At 60.7% G+C, this 15,201-nt stretch carries 12 protein-coding genes and 1 rRNA gene; 10 read left to right on the top strand and 3 right to left on the bottom strand.

What is annotated here, in order from left to right; genetic code table 11:
* Nucleotides 1-210: 210 nt before the first annotated feature.
* Nucleotides 211-1,770, bottom strand: coding sequence for a bifunctional aminoglycoside phosphotransferase/ATP-binding protein (locus tag FXN65_RS23530; protein ID WP_151136928.1), 1,560 nt, complete (start codon nucleotides 1,768-1,770; stop codon nucleotides 211-213).
* Nucleotides 1,771-1,885: 115 nt separating this feature from the next.
* On the opposite strand from FXN65_RS23530, the gene mrcB reads away from it, so the two are divergent.
* From mrcB to FXN65_RS23515, 3 genes are read left to right on the top strand one after another with little or no spacing between them, the layout of a single operon-like run.
* Nucleotides 1,886-4,204: a penicillin-binding protein 1B gene (mrcB, locus tag FXN65_RS23525; protein ID WP_151136926.1), complete on the top strand. Its 2,319-nt coding sequence runs from the start codon at nucleotides 1,886-1,888 to the stop codon at nucleotides 4,202-4,204.
* 16 nt (nucleotides 4,205-4,220) lie between these two features.
* Entirely contained in the window at nucleotides 4,221-4,985 is a 765-nt protein-coding gene (locus FXN65_RS23520; RefSeq protein ID WP_151136924.1) for a tetratricopeptide repeat protein, read from the top strand.
* Nucleotides 4,985-5,314, top strand: a complete 330-nt coding sequence (locus FXN65_RS23515) for a YqcC family protein (protein ID WP_151136922.1) — start codon at nucleotides 4,985-4,987, stop codon at nucleotides 5,312-5,314. The genes FXN65_RS23520 and FXN65_RS23515 overlap by 1 nt, the downstream gene beginning before the upstream one ends.
* A 9-nt stretch (nucleotides 5,315-5,323) precedes the next feature.
* Here FXN65_RS23515 and FXN65_RS23510 read toward each other — a convergent pair whose 3' ends face one another.
* Complete coding sequence (locus tag FXN65_RS23510) at nucleotides 5,324-5,782, bottom strand: DUF4124 domain-containing protein (RefSeq protein WP_151136920.1); 459 nt, start codon at nucleotides 5,780-5,782, stop codon at nucleotides 5,324-5,326.
* A 409-nt stretch (nucleotides 5,783-6,191) separates the two neighbouring features.
* Between FXN65_RS23510 and FXN65_RS23505 the strand changes: the two genes are divergently transcribed.
* On the top strand, nucleotides 6,192-7,916 hold the full coding sequence (locus tag FXN65_RS23505; protein ID WP_151136918.1) for an acetolactate synthase 3 large subunit: 1,725 nt from the start codon (nucleotides 6,192-6,194) through the stop codon (nucleotides 7,914-7,916).
* 2 nt (nucleotides 7,917-7,918) lie between these two features.
* Complete coding sequence (ilvN, locus tag FXN65_RS23500) at nucleotides 7,919-8,410, top strand: acetolactate synthase small subunit (protein ID WP_151136916.1); 492 nt, start codon at nucleotides 7,919-7,921, stop codon at nucleotides 8,408-8,410.
* A gap of 50 nt (nucleotides 8,411-8,460) precedes the next feature.
* Here the strand turns inward: ilvN and ilvY are convergent, their stop codons facing one another.
* Nucleotides 8,461-9,342 (bottom strand): HTH-type transcriptional activator IlvY, encoded by an 882-nt coding sequence (ilvY, locus tag FXN65_RS23495; protein ID WP_151136914.1) that lies wholly within the window; start codon nucleotides 9,340-9,342, stop codon nucleotides 8,461-8,463.
* A 125-nt stretch (nucleotides 9,343-9,467) separates the two neighbouring features.
* Between ilvY and ilvC the strand changes: the two genes are divergently transcribed.
* From ilvC to FXN65_RS23465, 5 genes are all read left to right on the top strand, one after another.
* On the top strand, nucleotides 9,468-10,484 hold the full coding sequence (gene ilvC, locus FXN65_RS23490) for a ketol-acid reductoisomerase (RefSeq protein WP_044874116.1): 1,017 nt from the start codon (nucleotides 9,468-9,470) through the stop codon (nucleotides 10,482-10,484).
* A gap of 143 nt (nucleotides 10,485-10,627) precedes the next feature.
* Nucleotides 10,628-11,443 (top strand): CDP-diacylglycerol--serine O-phosphatidyltransferase, encoded by an 816-nt coding sequence (gene pssA / locus FXN65_RS23485; protein WP_151136912.1) that lies wholly within the window; start codon nucleotides 10,628-10,630, stop codon nucleotides 11,441-11,443.
* A 60-nt stretch (nucleotides 11,444-11,503) separates the two neighbouring features.
* Nucleotides 11,504-12,508, top strand: coding sequence for a protein-methionine-sulfoxide reductase catalytic subunit MsrP (gene msrP / locus FXN65_RS23480; protein ID WP_151136910.1), 1,005 nt, complete (start codon nucleotides 11,504-11,506; stop codon nucleotides 12,506-12,508).
* Nucleotides 12,508-13,134: a protein-methionine-sulfoxide reductase heme-binding subunit MsrQ gene (gene msrQ / locus FXN65_RS23475; RefSeq protein ID WP_151136908.1), complete on the top strand. Its 627-nt coding sequence runs from the start codon at nucleotides 12,508-12,510 to the stop codon at nucleotides 13,132-13,134. The genes msrP and msrQ overlap by 1 nt, the downstream gene beginning before the upstream one ends.
* Nucleotides 13,135-13,623: 489 nt before the next feature.
* Nucleotides 13,624-15,159 (top strand): 16S ribosomal RNA (locus FXN65_RS23465).
* The last annotated feature ends 42 nt before the right edge of the window (nucleotides 15,160-15,201 follow it).

Genomic DNA, 15,201 nt, shown 5'->3' with positions numbered 1-15,201 from the left:
CTGGCCTTGTGCTATCGCTCAATCCTCGTGCGCTTCCTGCACGGATAACGATCACTGCTGACGATAGGGCGGGTCGCTTCTTTCGGGCTGCGGTGCCAATGACCGGCGGGAAGTCGGCAATCGTTGGAGAAGAGCCTGCTGCACGGCGAAGGCGACTCAGCCGGCAGTATAGAAGCCGCGCCGGATGTTGCCCGGCGCGGTGCGGGAGGGTCAGACGCCCGGCAGATGCTGGCGGATGAGCTCCACAAGGCCGTCGAGGCTGGCGGCCTGATCGGTATCGATGCGTTTGCTTTGCGCCTGCTCGTTCGCATCCAGGGGTTCGCGGCTGGCCAGCTGCGCGCGTACCACTTCCATGGTGGCGTCGGACGGATCGCTGCCTTCGGCCTGGCGTTGGGCCAGCCAGGACTCAATCACCGCTTCCGGTGCGTGGCAGTCGAGGATCAGGAACGGCGTACCGGTCTCCTCGGCGACCTTGCGTGCGGCCGTGCGCTGGTCCTGCTTGAGGAAGGTAGCGTCGATGACCACGGGGAAGCCGGCGTGCAGGGCAATACGCGCCAGCTGGTTCAGGTGCTCGTAAGTGGCGGAACTGGCATCGGTGCTATAGATGCCGCTCTGCAGGCCCTCCTTGCCCTGCTGCTGTTCGCCGAACAGGCGCTTGCGTTCGACGTCCGAGCGCAGGCGGATGGCGCCGAGGGCCTCCACCAGGCGCAGCGCCACATGGCTCTTGCCCGAGGCGGATACGCCGCTGGTAATGGCCAGGAACGGCGAGGGGATGGCGCTGTAGCTTTCCGCCAGCCCGGCGTAGTTGCGGTACTGGCGAAGCGTGGCGGCCTTCTGTACCGCGTCGGGCTGGTGGGCCAGGCTGAACAGCGCGATCTTGGCGCGGACCAGGGCGCGATAGGCCTTGTAGAAGTTGAGCAGCTCCAGGCCCTCATAGTCGCCGGTGTACTCCAGGTACTGGCTGACCAGGCGGCGGGAGAGGGACTTGAGGCCGCGATCTTCCAGGTCCATGGCGATGAAGGCGGTATCGGCGTAGACGTCGGTGAAGCGGAAGGGCTCGTTGAATTCTATGCAGTCGAAGATCACGACCTCGCCGTCGATCAGCGTGGCGTTGCCCAGGTGGATGTCACCGTGGCATTCACGGATGAAGCCTTCCTGCTTGCGTCGCGCCAGCAGCGGCTTGAGGCGTTCGTGGCTGCTCACGGCCCAGGCTTCCAGGGCGTCCAGTTGTTGCAGGTCGGCTTTGTCGCTCAGCAGCGGGCGGATCTGCTCGAAGTTCTGGCGGACCGGCATCATCACCGCATCAGGGGTACCCAGAGGGTGCTCGACGGCCACTTTCGGGGCGGCCAGATGGAAGCTGGCGATCTGCCCGGCGAGGGCGTCGATATGCGCCGGGGTCAGCTCGCCGCGGGCCTGCATGGCGCTGAGCAGGTTCTCCTGGGGAAACTGGCGCATCTTCAGCACGTACTCGATGGCCGGGCCTTCGCCGCCGATCTGTGGGGCCTCGACGCTGCCGGTGATCGGCAGGACTTCCAGGTAGAGGTCGCGGGTCAGGCGCTGGTTGAGGCGTAGTTCCTCTTCGCAGAAATGCCTGCGGTCTTCCAGATTGGTGAAATCGAGGAAGCCGAAGTTCACGGGCTTCTTCACCTTATATACGTAGCTGCCGGTCAGCAGCACCCAGGAGATGTGCGTCTCGATCACCTGGAACCCTTCCACCGCATGGGGGTAGAGGGCGGGATTCTGCAGGGCGGCTATCAGGGACTGGCTCACGGGCGTTCCTTGTTCGGTAGCTGTGTAAGCCCGGCATTATCGCCTCTGTGCGGCGCCCTGCAAACCGTCAGGGCGTGTCTGTTGGCTGTGGATAAAGTGCGTATAATGCGCCGCCATGACACGTCCCCGCTCTCCCAAATCCCGCTCAAAACGCCGTTCCAGCAGCCTTCGCCCATGGTTGGGCTGGGCTTTCAAACTGGGCCTGGTAGGCCTGGTGATTCTGGCCGGTTTCGCCATCTATCTCGACGCCGTGGTGCAGGAGAAATTCTCCGGCAAGCGCTGGACGGTGCCGGCCAAGGTCTACGCGCGTCCGTTGGAGCTGTTCGTCGGCCTGAAACTGTCCAAGGACGACTTCCTGAAGGAGCTGGACGCCCTGGGCTATCGCCGTGAAAGCCTGTCCAACGGTCCGGGCGCCGCTTCGGTGTCGGGCAGTACCGTCGAGCTGAATACCCGTGGCTTCCAGTTCTATGAGGGCGCCGAGCCGGCCCAGCGTGTGCGCGTGCGTTTCTCCGGTGACTTCGTTGCCGGCCTGAACCAGGCCAGTGGCGCGGACCTGGCGGTCGCGCGCCTCGAACCGCTGCTGATCGGTGGTCTCTATCCCGCCCATCATGAAGACCGTGTGCTGATCAAGCTGGATCAGGTGCCGGCCTACCTGGTGGAAACCCTGGTGGCGACTGAAGACCGCGAGTTCTTCAATCACCACGGTGTGTCCATCAAGTCCATCGCCCGAGCGTTCTGGGTCAACGCCACCGCCGGTGAACTGCGCCAGGGCGGCAGTACCCTGACCCAGCAGCTGGTGAAGAACTTCTACCTGACCAGCGAGCGCAGCATCTCCCGCAAGGCCACCGAAGCCATGATGGCCGTGCTGCTGGAGCTGCATTACGACAAGCGTGAAATCCTCGAGGCGTACCTCAACGAGGTGTTCCTCGGTCAGGACGGCCAGCGCGCCATTCACGGCTTCGGCCTTGCCAGCCAGTACTTCTTCGGTCAGCCCCTGGCCGAATTGAAGGTGGAGCAGATTGCGTTGCTGGTAGGCATGGTCAAGGGGCCTTCCTACTACAACCCGCGTCGATTCCCGGAGCGTGCGCTGGAACGCCGCAACCTGGTGATCGATCTGCTCGCCGAGCAGAGCGTGATCACGCCTGCCGAAGCGGTCGCAGCCAAGGCGAAGCCCCTCGGCGTGAGCAAGCGCGGCAGTCTGGCGGACAGTTCCTACCCGGCCTTCCTCGATCTGGTGAAGCGCCAGTTGCGCGAGGACTACCGCGAAGAAGACCTGACCGAGGAAGGCCTGCGGATCTTCACCAGTTTCGATCCGATCCTGCAGTCCAAGGCAGAAACTTCGCTGAACGAGACCCTGAAACGCCTGGAAGGGCGCAAGGGTGTCGATCAGGTGGAGTCCGCCATGGTCGTGAGCAACCCTGAAACCGGCGAAATCCAGGCGCTGATCGGCAGCCGCCAGCCGCGCTTCGCCGGCTTCAACCGTGCGGTGGATGCCGTTCGCCCCATCGGTTCGCTGATCAAACCGGCCGTCTACCTCACCGCCCTGGAACGCCCGAGCCAGTACACCCTGACCAGTTGGGTCGCAGACGAACCCTTCTCGGTGAAAGGGCAGGACGGCCAGGTATGGCGTCCGCAGAACTACGATCGCCGCGCCCACGGCACCATTTACCTGTACCAGGGACTGGCGAATTCCTACAACCTGTCGACTGCCAAGCTCGGTCTGGAACTGGGCGTGCCCAATGTGCTCAAAACCCTTGAGAGACTGGGTGTTTCCCGCGAGTGGCCGGCTTATCCCTCGATGCTCCTGGGCGCCGGCGCGCTGAGCCCGATGGAAGTGGCGACCATGTACCAGACCCTGGCCAACGGCGGATTCAACACACCGCTGCGGGCAATTCGAAGTGTGCTGACTGCCGAGGGTGAACCGCTCAAGCGCTACCCGTTCCAGATCCAGCAACGCTTCGATCCGGGCTCCATCTACCTGGTGCAGAACGCGATGCAGCGAGTGATGCGCGAAGGTACTGCGCGGTCGGTGTACAGTCAGTTGCCCTCGTCCCTGACCCTGGCGGGCAAGACCGGTACCACCAACGATTCGCGGGACAGCTGGTTTGCCGGCTTCAGCCAGGATCTGCTGGCGGTGGTCTGGCTGGGGCGCGATGATAACGGCAAGACGCCGCTGACCGGGGCAACCGGTGCGCTGCAGGTCTGGACCAGCTTCATGCGCAAGGCTGACCCTCTGCCGCTGGACATGCCGATGCCGGACAACGTGGTGCAAGCATGGATTGACCCGCACAGTGGCCAGGGATCCGACCCGAGCTGCCCCGGTGCGGTCCAGATGCCCTACATTCGTGGCAGCGAACCCGTCCCTGGCGCGCCTTGCGGCCTGGGAGCCCCCGTGGATTCGGTGATGGACTGGGTTCGCGGTTGGATGCAATGAACCGAGAGGATGAAACGTGAGTAAAGCCTGGATTCCCGCTCTTGCGGCAGCCGCTCTGCTGGCCGGTTGCGCCACCCCGCAGCGGGGCGCCATTCCCGTGGTCGATTCCGGCGCGCCCTTGTCCGAACTTGAGCAGGGCGGTTCCAACCGCGGTGGCCATAGTCCGGCGCCTGCCGCGCCGCGCAGCATTCCCGAAGATTCCGGCGTGGTGGTGATGGTGCCGGGCGCCAGCTCCGGCGCGCCCATCGCTGCACCGGCATCCAGTGCGCCTATCAGCGGCAGCATCACCAGCGGCGGGATTACCCCTGGCCCCATTACCGGAGGTCCGGCTGCCACAGCCCCCAGCGCACCCAGCTATGGTTCCAGCAATTACAGCGTTCCCAGCTACAGCGCGCCGACACCTAGCGCTCCGAGCGGCATCCCGAACAATGCGGGCGGCCTGGCGGCTGACGAGCAACTCGATGGTCCGGTCCTGGCGCTGCTGACCACCGCCCAGCAACAGCAGGGTGGCGGTGATCTGAATGGTGCGGCAGCGAGCCTGGAGCGTGCTCAGCGCATCGCGCCGCGCGAACCACAGGTGCTCTATCGTCTGGCCGAAGTGCGTATGGCCCAGGGCGATGCAGCCCAGGCCGAGCAATTCGCTCGCCGCGCGCTGACCTACTCCAGTGGCCGTCCGGCCCTGCAGGCCAGCCTGTGGGATCTGATCGCGCGTTCCCGCGACCGCCAGGGCGATCCCTCTGGTGCTGCACTGGCTCGTGAAAAAGCCAAGGTCAATCTGTAATGGACCCGCGTTGCGTCAACGTCGCCGACCAGCTCCTGCTGATCGAGCAGGAGCTGCGCAGTCTTGGCTGGTGGGATGAGGTATCGCCCGGTGATGCTGCCCTGGCCAGCCAGGCACCTTTCTGCGTAGACACCCTGGCATTCGAGCAGTGGCTGCAGTGGATCTTCCTGCCGCGCATGAAGGTCATCCTGGAGAACGACCTGGAACTGCCTCACGCGTCAGGTATCCGCGCAATGGCGGAGGAGGTCTACCGGGAGCAACTCAGCGAAGTGGGCCGGCTGCTCGACGCCCTGGGAGCATTCGACCGGCTGATAGGTGGAGCGAACTGAGGCGACGCCTCAGTTGCAGTTCTCGCTGATCGCCTTTTCGGCATCCTTGATCCGGGATTGCCGCTCTTCTTCACTCAGGCGACGCACTTCCCCGTTCACTTCTGCGCGCAGCCGCGGGTTGTTCTGCAGTTGTGCCAGGCTGGTACGGATGGTGTCGCAGTACTTGCGACGTTCCGCTTCCTGGGTTGCAACTTCCGCCTTCACTTTCTCGTCGATGGACTTCTGGTCGCCTACCGGCTTGCTCGCTGGTTGCTGCGCCTGCTGCTGTTCGATTTCGCTGTCCAGGAGCGGCAGGCTGGGGCGCGGCTTCGGTATGGAGGTATTCACGCTCGTGGCTTCCTGGCCATCCGGCGGTTGTGCGCCGAAGTGGGTGACGCCCTGGGCATCGACCCATTTGTAGACTTGGCCGGCCATGGCAGTCGTGGCCAGTGCCAGCAACAGGCTGCCGGCGAAAATCATGCGATGCATGCTGTTTCCTTCAAGTGGCGGTGAATCCTCGGTTAACTATAACCAAAAGCGGTCGACCCTGATTCTGCGTCGCGTCACAGCAATCCATGCAAGATTCCGCAACGGATTACTTGACTTGTCTCGTGCTAATCCGAAGAATCCAGGGTTCGCTATTCCAGTGGGCCGGCCGCAAGTCGGAAGCTGTAGTAGTCGATGAGGTGCACACCCGCGCCGACCTGTAACACCCGCAACGCGTTACCTCGCGCTGGGTGGGAAAGCCCCGCAACAACTCTCAGGGGCCGACCCGATGCTTGTTCAGTCAGTAGCTGACGTAGTCGGCGACCACCAGTCGCTCACGCGCTGATTGCAGGCAAACCTATTCAGGCCGTCCGGTCGCGGGCGGTTATCTGGCGTTCTAGAGGTGAAAAACGTGGAGCTCTTATCTGGCGCTGAAATGGTCGTCCGTTCGCTGCGTGACGAAGGCGTTAAGTACATCTATGGGTACCCGGGTGGTGCCCTCCTGCACATCTACGATGCCCTGTTCAAAGAAAACGATGTGACCCACATCCTGGTCCGTCATGAGCAGGCTGCTACCCACATGGCCGACGGCTACGCCCGCGCCACCGGCAAGCCTGGTGTGGTGCTGGTGACTTCCGGCCCCGGCGCGACCAACGCCATCACCGGCATCGCCACCGCCTACATGGACTCCATCCCGATGGTGATCCTGTCCGGCCAGGTGCCGAGCAACATGGTCGGCACCGATGCCTTCCAGGAAACCGACATGGTCGGTATCTCCCGCCCGATCGTGAAGCACAGCTTCATCATCAAGCATCCCTCGGAAATCCCCGAGGTGATCAAGAAGGCGTTCTACATCGCCCAGTCCGGCCGCCCCGGCCCGGTTGTCGTCGACATTCCGAAGGACATGGGCGACCCGACCCAGAAGTTCGAATACAGCTACCCGAAGAAGGTCAAGCTGCGCTCCTACAGCCCCGCGGTCCGTGGCCACTCCGGCCAGATCCGCAAGGCTGCCGAGATGCTGCTGGCCGCCAAGCGTCCGATCATGTACTCCGGCGGTGGCGTGATCATGGGCAACGCATCCGAGCAGCTCACCGAGCTGGCCAAGATGCTCAACCTGCCGGTGACCAACACCCTGATGGGCCTTGGCGCGTTCCCGGGTACCGACCGCCAGTTCGTCGGCATGCTCGGCATGCACGGCAGCTACACCGCCAACCTGGCGATGCACCATTGCGATGTGATCCTGGCCGTTGGCGCGCGCTTCGATGACCGCGTCATCAACGGTGCCGCCAAGTTCTGCCCGAACGCGAAGATCATTCACATCGACATCGACCCCGCGTCGATCTCCAAGACCATCAAGGCCGACATCCCGATCGTTGGCCCGGTGGACAGCGTGCTGTCCGAAATGGTCGCCATCCTCAAGGAAATCGGCGAGACCCTGAACAAGGAAACCGTCGCGGCCTGGTGGAAGCAGATCGATGAATGGCGCGCCGGTGGCAACCTGTTCCCCTACGACAAGGGCGACGGCAGCATCATCAAGCCGCAGAGCGTGATCGAGACCCTCTGGGAAGTGACCAAGGGCGATGCCTACATCACCTCCGACGTGGGCCAGCACCAGATGTTCGCGGCGCAGTACTACCGCTTCAACAAGCCCAATCGCTGGATCAACTCCGGTGGCCTGGGCACCATGGGCTTCGGTTTCCCGGCGGCGATGGGCATCAAACTGAGCTTCCCGGAAGCCGACGTCGCTTGCGTGACTGGCGAAGGCAGCATCCAGATGAACATCCAGGAGCTGTCCACCTGCCTGCAATACGACCTGCCGGTGAAGATCGTCAACCTGAACAACGGTGCGCTCGGCATGGTCCGCCAATGGCAGGACATGCAGTACAACAGCCGTTACTCGCACTCCTACATGGAATCGCTGCCTGATTTCGTCAAGCTGGCCGAAGCCTATGGCCACGTCGGCATTCGCGTGACTGATCCGAAGGATCTGAAGGTGAAGATGGAAGAGGCGTTCTCGCTGAAAAATCGCCTGGTGTTCCTCGATATCCAGGTCGACTCCAGCGAACACGTCTACCCGATGCAGATTCGGGATGGCGCCATGCGCGACATGTGGCTGAGCAAGACGGAGCGGACCTGAACATGCGACACATTATTTCCCTGCTGCTGGAAAACGAGCCGGGCGCCCTGTCCCGCGTCGTTGGTCTGTTCTCCCAGCGCAACTACAACATCGAAAGCCTGACCGTTGCTCCGACCGAGGACCCGACCCTGTCGCGTCTGACGCTGACCACCGTCGGCCACGATGAAGTGATCGAGCAGATCACCAAGAACCTCAACAAGCTGATCGAAGTGGTGAAGCTGGTGAACCTGTCGGAAAGCGCTCATATCGAGCGTGAACTGATGCTGGTCAAGGTGAAGGCCACCGGCGCCCAGCGCGCCGAGGTCAAGCGCACCACCGACATCTTCCGTGGCCAGATCGTCGACGTGACCTCCAGCGTCTACACGATCCAACTGGCGGGTACCAGTGACAAGCTGGACAGCTTCATCCAGGCCATCGGCACCAGTTCGATCCTGGAAACCGTGCGCAGTGGCGTCACCGGGATATCCCGTGGCGACAAAGTGCTGACGATCTGATCGCTGTCATGAAAAACCCCGCCCGGTGCGGGGTTTTTTTCGCCCGGATCTTACTGGCGGCGATTCCAGAAGGCTGCGATCAGTGGGTCCTTGAGGCGTTTTTCCAGGGCGAACAGGCCGATGTCGTAGGCGGCCAATGGCGGCTGGATATCGTAGATGCGGATGCGTGCGGTCAGCGGGCTGTTGTCGAGCACGATCTGCGGAACCACGCCGATACCGAACCCCAGGCTCACCATGCTGACGATGGCCTCGTTGCCGCTCACCTGGGCATAGATGCGGGGCTTGATGCCGTGGCTTTTCAGCCAGCGGTCGGTCCGGGTCCGGGCCAGGCCTTCTTCCGAGAGAATCATCGGCACGTCCTTCCAGCTCTGCGCCGTAGGCTGCCTCCGTTGCTCTTCAGTCAGCAGTTGAGGTGACTGTGGGCCGATGAAGCGCAGCTCAGAGCGGGTAATCGACTGGAATTCGACGCCGGCTGGCAGGTTGTCGGGCCGGGCGCCGATGGCAAGATCCTCCAGCCCTTGCTGCACTCGTTCGACGGCCTTTGCGGGGTCGCCGGTGTGCAGCTTCATTTCGATGCGGGGGTAGTCCAGGCGGAAGCTGCTCAGGATGTCGTAGAGGAAGCTGTAGCTCGCCGTCACCGAGCAATACAGGGAGAGTTCGCCGTGCAGGTCCAATTGGTCCTGCATGAGTCGTTGGCGGATCGCATGCCAGCCGCTCATGGCCTCGCTCGCGTATTCGCGGAACTGCTGCCCCTCACGGGTCAGCTGAACCGAGCGACTGTCACGCACGAACAGTGGTGCGCCGAGTTCGTCCTCGAGTTGCTTGATGCTGCGACTGAGCGCTGAGGGGCTGACATGCTGCTCGCGGCTGGTTTTGCCGAAGTGCAGGTTGTCTGCCAGGGATAGAAAGAGCTTGAGGGAGTGGCTGTCCACGAGCGTTTCTCATATCGGCACATTGCGTTGCGAATATATCATTTTACGCAATGGATCAGATCGCTTAATGTGCCCTTGTCGCGGTGCGCGCACCCCATCCCTTTCGTTATAAAAGAGTCAGGAACATGAAAGTTTATTACGACAAAGACTGTGACCTCTCGATCATCCAGGGCAAGAAAGTTGCCATCATCGGTTACGGTTCCCAGGGCCACGCCCACGCGTGCAACCTGAAAGATTCCGGTGTGGACGTGACCGTTGGCCTGCGTCCGGGTTCCGCCACCGTCGCCAAGGCCCAGGCCCATGGCCTGACCGTCAAGAGCGTGCCGGAAGCCGTTGCCGCTGCTGACCTGGTGATGATCCTGACTCCGGACGAGTTCCAGTCCAAGCTGTACAAGGAAGAAGTCGAACCGAACCTGAAGAAGGGGGCCACCCTGGCCTTCGCCCACGGCTTCGCCATCCACTACAACCAGGTCGTACCGCGCGCTGACCTCGACGTGATCATGATCGCGCCGAAAGCCCCGGGCCACACCGTACGTTCCGAGTTCGTCAAGGGCGGCGGCATTCCGGACCTGGTAGCCGTTTACCAGGACGCTTCCGGCAACGCCAAGAACGTAGCCCTGTCCTACGCCTGCGGCGTGGGCGGCGGCCGTACCGGCATCATCGAAACCACCTTCAAGGACGAGACTGAAACCGACCTGTTCGGTGAGCAGGCTGTTCTGTGCGGTGGTTGCGTCGAGCTGGTGAAAGCCGGTTTCGAAACCCTGGTCGAAGCCGGCTACGCGCCGGAAATGGCCTACTTCGAGTGCCTGCACGAGCTGAAGCTGATCGTCGACCTGATGTACGAAGGCGGCATCGCCAACATGAACTACTCGATCTCCAACAACGCCGAGTACGGTGAGTACGTAACCGGTCCGGAGGTCATCAACGCCGAATCCCGTCAGGCCATGCGCAACGCTCTGAAGCGCATCCAGGACGGCGAGTACGCCAAGATGTTCATCCAGGAAGGTGCCTCGAACTACGCTTCGATGACCGCCTACCGCCGCAACAACGCTGCTCACCCGATCGAGCAGGTTGGTGAGCGTCTGCGTGCGATGATGCCGTGGATCTCCGCCAACAAGATCGTCGACAAGACCAAGAACTAAGGTCTTTTCCGATCCAGAAAGAACGCGGCCCCGGCCGCGTTCTTTCGTTATGGCGGCAGGGTTCTGGTATAAAGCCTGTCTGCCGGGCGCTGCATCCCGCGTGTCGCCCACCACAAATCGTATTCGTTGCAAGGATGTTGTTCATGAGTGACCGTCCCGAAGAGCCGAATCAGCCCACCGAGGGCGAGAGCCTGTTGCCTATCGACGAGCATGTCGAGGAAGGCCAGGACGCCGATGGGCGCAAGGTTCGCCACCGCGGCATCTACCTGCTGCCCAACCTCTTCACCACCGCTAATCTGTTTGCCGGCTTCTATGCCATCGTCAATGCCATGAACGGCAACTTCTCGGTGGCCGCCGCTACCGTTTTCGTTGCCATGGTGCTGGATAGCCTCGACGGCCGCGTTGCTCGACTCACCAATACCCAAAGCGCTTTCGGTGCCGAGTACGACTCGCTGTCGGACATGGTCGCCTTTGGCGTTGCGCCGGCCCTGCTGGCTTTCGAATGGGCCTTGAGTGGCTTGGGCAGCGTAGGTCTGACCGTCGCCTTCATCTATGTCGCAGGCGCCGCACTGCGTCTGGCGCGTTTCAATACCCAGATCGGCAAGGTGGACAAGCGCTACTTCATCGGCCTTGCCAGTCCGGCTGCCGCAGGCGTAGTGGCCGGTACCGTCTGGGCGTTCAGCGACTTCGGTATCAAGGGCTCGAACATGTCGTTCATCGTTGCCCTGCTGGTCGCCCTGGCCGGCATGCTGATGGTCAGTAATATCAAGTTCTACAGCTTCAAGGATCTGGATCTGAAGGGGCGCGTGCCCTTCGTGGCCATTCTCGTGGTCGTGCTGGTCTTTGCCGTGGTGTTCAGCGACCCGCCGCGCATCCTTCTGCTGATCTTCCTGGCTTACGCCGCTTCCGGCCCGGTGCAATACTTGCTCCAGCTGCGTCGCCGCAAACAGGTCGAGTGATGTAATTTCCTCGCGGCTCCGCAGTCTACTGGGCATCCCTGCCCAAGTTGCGGAGCCGCCATGCTGATCCAGATTCCCCCTTCCTCTGCGTGCCGCGAGAGCGAAGTCACTCCCGAGTCCATCTACCTCTCCCGTCGCCAACTGCTCGGTGCGGCCGGCACCCTGGCGGCCGTGGCTGCGTTGCCTGGTCAGGCCCAGGATGCGTCGGCCTATCCGGATGTCGAGCCAGCGCCGGCACCCGCGTGGTTCAGTGAGAAGCTCGCCAGTACCCGATGGCAGGCGGTTACGCCGGGGAACGAGTCGATCACCCCGTTTCAGGATGCGACCCACTACAACAACTTCTACGAGTTCGGGACCAACAAAGGGGACCCGGCGCGCTATGCGGAGAAGATGCAGGTCGAACCCTGGACCGTGCGAGTCGATGGTGAAGTGGCCAAGCCGGGTACTTACTCAATAGAGGACCTGGTCGGGCCCCACGGGCTGGAAGAGCGCATCTACAGGCTGCGTTGCGTCGAGGCCTGGTCCATGGTCATTCCCTGGCTGGGCTTCCCCTTGGCTGAGTTGCTCAAGCGGGTCGAGCCCACGAGCAAAGCCAAGTACGTCAGCTTCGAGACTCGTCTTGCTCCAGAGGAGATGGCTGGCGTGCGGTCTGGTTTCTCCCTGATTGATTGGCCTTATGTGGAAGGGCTCAGGCTGGACGAGGCCATGCATCCGCTGACGATTCTTGCTGTGGGGATGTATGGTCGCGTGCTACCGAACCAGAACGGAGCGCCGTTACGTCTGGTGGTGCCCTGGAAGTATGGATTCAAGGGCATCAAGTCCATCGTGCGTATCAGCCTGGTCAGTGAACAACCGCCTACGACATGGCAATCCATCGCACCTGAGGAATATGGCTTCTTTTCGAACGTCAATCCTGAGGTGGATCATCCCCGCTGGAGCCAGGCCCATGAACGACGCCTCCCCAGTGGCCTGTTCAGTCCGAATATCGTGCCGACGCGTATGTTCAATGGCTATGACGAAGTGGCCAGCCTCTATACCGGGCTGGATCTGAGGAAGTACTACTGATGCGGTTCAGACTCTGGAGACTGTTCGTCTTTCTCGTGGCGCCGATCCCGGTCGGTCTGTGGCTCTATCAAGCCTGGATATTTGCCCTCGGGCCGGACCCGGGCAAGGTTCTGGTGGATCGTCTGGGGCTGGGGGCGCTCTGGTTGCTGCTCATCACCTTGTCCATGACTCCGCTGCAGAAGCTGACCGGTTGGGGCGGGTGGATTGCGGTGCGCAGGCAAGTAGGGCTCTGGTGCTTCACTTATGTAATGCTGCATATCAGCGCGTACGCTGTTTTTCTGCTGGGCCTGGACATGCAGCAATTACTGATTGACCTGGGCAAGCGTCCCTACATATTCGTAGGTGCTCTGGGGTTCTGTGGGTTGCTGGCCCTGGCGGTAACTTCGAATCGGTTCAGCGTCCGGCGCCTGGGTAAGCGCTGGAAGCAATTGCATCGGCTGGTGTATGCCATCCTGGCGATCGCTTTACTTCATATGCTTTGGGTTGTGCGGGCAGACATGGCTGAATGGTCCGGCTATGCCGTTACAGGTATTGGGCTACTTCTGTTGCGAGTTCCAATCGTGGAGCGTTACCTGCCCAGGGGGTTCGCGCTGTTCAGGCGGGATGACAAAAAAGTTTCAATTTAGTGTTGACGGCAGATTCTGCATCCCTATAATGCGCCCCACTTCCGGCGCAGTCGTCAAGCAAAACTCCTTGTAGATCAATGAGTTAAGTGTTTGGCGGGTGTACTGGAAGGTTCCGCTTCGAAAAGTTCGCCGCTGGCGAATGAAGCTGAATCGGAGGTGTTGACAGCAAGTTGTAACGCTGTAGAATGCGCCTCCCGCTGACGAGAAGAGTGAATCGGATCGGAAGCGCAAGCGGTTGAGTAGAAACGAAAATTTCGAAAAACAGCTTGACAGCAAGAATGGCTAGCGTAGAATGCGCGGCCTCGGTTGAGACGAAAGACTTGATCGAAACGCTCTTTAACAACTGAATCAAGCAATTCGTGTGGGTGCTTGTGAGGTAAGACTGATAGTCGACTGATTATCAGCATCACAAGTAACACTCGTGAATTCGAGAGTTTATTTGCGATTGCTGAGCCAAGTTTAGGGTTTTCTCAAAACCCAAGCAGTATTGAACTGAAGAGTTTGATCATGGCTCAGATTGAACGCTGGCGGCAGGCCTAACACATGCAAGTCGAGCGGCAGCGGGTCCTTCGGGATGCCGGCGAGCGGCGGACGGGTGAGTAATGCCTAGGAATCTGCCTGGTAGTGGGGGATAACGTTCGGAAACGGACGCTAATACCGCATACGTCCTACGGGAGAAAGTGGGGGATCTTCGGACCTCACGCTATCAGATGAGCCTAGGTCGGATTAGCTAGTTGGTGGGGTAAAGGCTCACCAAGGCGACGATCCGTAACTGGTCTGAGAGGATGATCAGTCACACTGGAACTGAGACACGGTCCAGACTCCTACGGGAGGCAGCAGTGGGGAATATTGGACAATGGGCGAAAGCCTGATCCAGCCATGCCGCGTGTGTGAAGAAGGTCTTCGGATTGTAAAGCACTTTAAGTTGGGAGGAAGGGCAGCTAGTTAATACCTGGTTGTTTTGACGTTACCAACAGAATAAGCACCGGCTAACTTCGTGCCAGCAGCCGCGGTAATACGAAGGGTGCAAGCGTTAATCGGAATTACTGGGCGTAAAGCGCGCGTAGGTGGTTCAGCAAGTTGGAGGTGAAATCCCCGGGCTCAACCTGGGAACTGCCTCCAAAACTACTGAGCTAGAGTACGGTAGAGGGTGGTGGAATTTCCTGTGTAGCGGTGAAATGCGTAGATATAGGAAGGAACACCAGTGGCGAAGGCGACCACCTGGACTGATACTGACACTGAGGTGCGAAAGCGTGGGGAGCAAACAGGATTAGATACCCTGGTAGTCCACGCCGTAAACGATGTCGACTAGCCGTTGGGATCCTTGAGATCTTAGTGGCGCAGCTAACGCGATAAGTCGACCGCCTGGGGAGTACGGCCGCAAGGTTAAAACTCAAATGAATTGACGGGGGCCCGCACAAGCGGTGGAGCATGTGGTTTAATTCGAAGCAACGCGAAGAACCTTACCTGGCCTTGACATGCTGAGAACTTTCCAGAGATGGATTGGTGCCTTCGGGAACTCAGACACAGGTGCTGCATGGCTGTCGTCAGCTCGTGTCGTGAGATGTTGGGTTAAGTCCCGTAACGAGCGCAACCCTTGTCCTTAGTTACCAGCACCTCGGGTGGGCACTCTAAGGAGACTGCCGGTGACAAACCGGAGGAAGGTGGGGATGACGTCAAGTCATCATGGCCCTTACGGCCAGGGCTACACACGTGCTACAATGGTCGGTACAAAGGGTTGCCAAGCCGCGAGGTGGAGCTAATCCCATAAAACCGATCGTAGTCCGGATCGCAGTCTGCAACTCGACTGCGTGAAGTCGGAATCGCTAGTAATCGTGAATCAGAATGTCACGGTGAATACGTTCCCGGGCCTTGTACACACCGCCCGTCACACCATGGGAGTGGGTTGCTCCAGAAGTAGCTAGTCTAACCGCAAGGGGGACGGTTACCACGGAGTGATTCATGACTGGGGTGAAGTCGTAACAAGGTAGCCGTAGGGGAACCTGCGGCTGGATCACCTCCTTAATCGAAGACATCAGCTTCTTCATAAGTTCCCACACGAATTGC

Source organism: Pseudomonas lalkuanensis (assembly GCF_008807375.1).
In the GTDB taxonomy this organism is placed as follows: domain Bacteria; phylum Pseudomonadota; class Gammaproteobacteria; order Pseudomonadales; family Pseudomonadaceae; genus Metapseudomonas; species Metapseudomonas lalkuanensis.
Note: the sequence above shows the minus strand (reverse complement) of the source record. Positions and strands in the feature narration are given on the sequence as shown.

Coding starts and splice junctions, on each gene's coding strand:
- mrcB (WP_151136926.1), top strand. CDS start 1,886: ATGACACGTCCCCGCTCTCCCAAATCCCGCTCAAAACGCCGTTCCAGC.
- FXN65_RS23515 (WP_151136922.1), top strand. CDS start 4,985: ATGGACCCGCGTTGCGTCAACGTCGCCGACCAGCTCCTGCTGATCGAG.
- FXN65_RS23510 (WP_151136920.1), bottom strand. CDS start 5,782: ATGCATCGCATGATTTTCGCCGGCAGCCTGTTGCTGGCACTGGCCACG.
- ilvN (WP_151136916.1), top strand. CDS start 7,919: ATGCGACACATTATTTCCCTGCTGCTGGAAAACGAGCCGGGCGCCCTG.
- ilvC (WP_044874116.1), top strand. CDS start 9,468: ATGAAAGTTTATTACGACAAAGACTGTGACCTCTCGATCATCCAGGGC.
- pssA (WP_151136912.1), top strand. CDS start 10,628: ATGAGTGACCGTCCCGAAGAGCCGAATCAGCCCACCGAGGGCGAGAGC.
- msrP (WP_151136910.1), top strand. CDS start 11,504: ATGCTGATCCAGATTCCCCCTTCCTCTGCGTGCCGCGAGAGCGAAGTC.
- msrQ (WP_151136908.1), top strand. CDS start 12,508: ATGCGGTTCAGACTCTGGAGACTGTTCGTCTTTCTCGTGGCGCCGATC.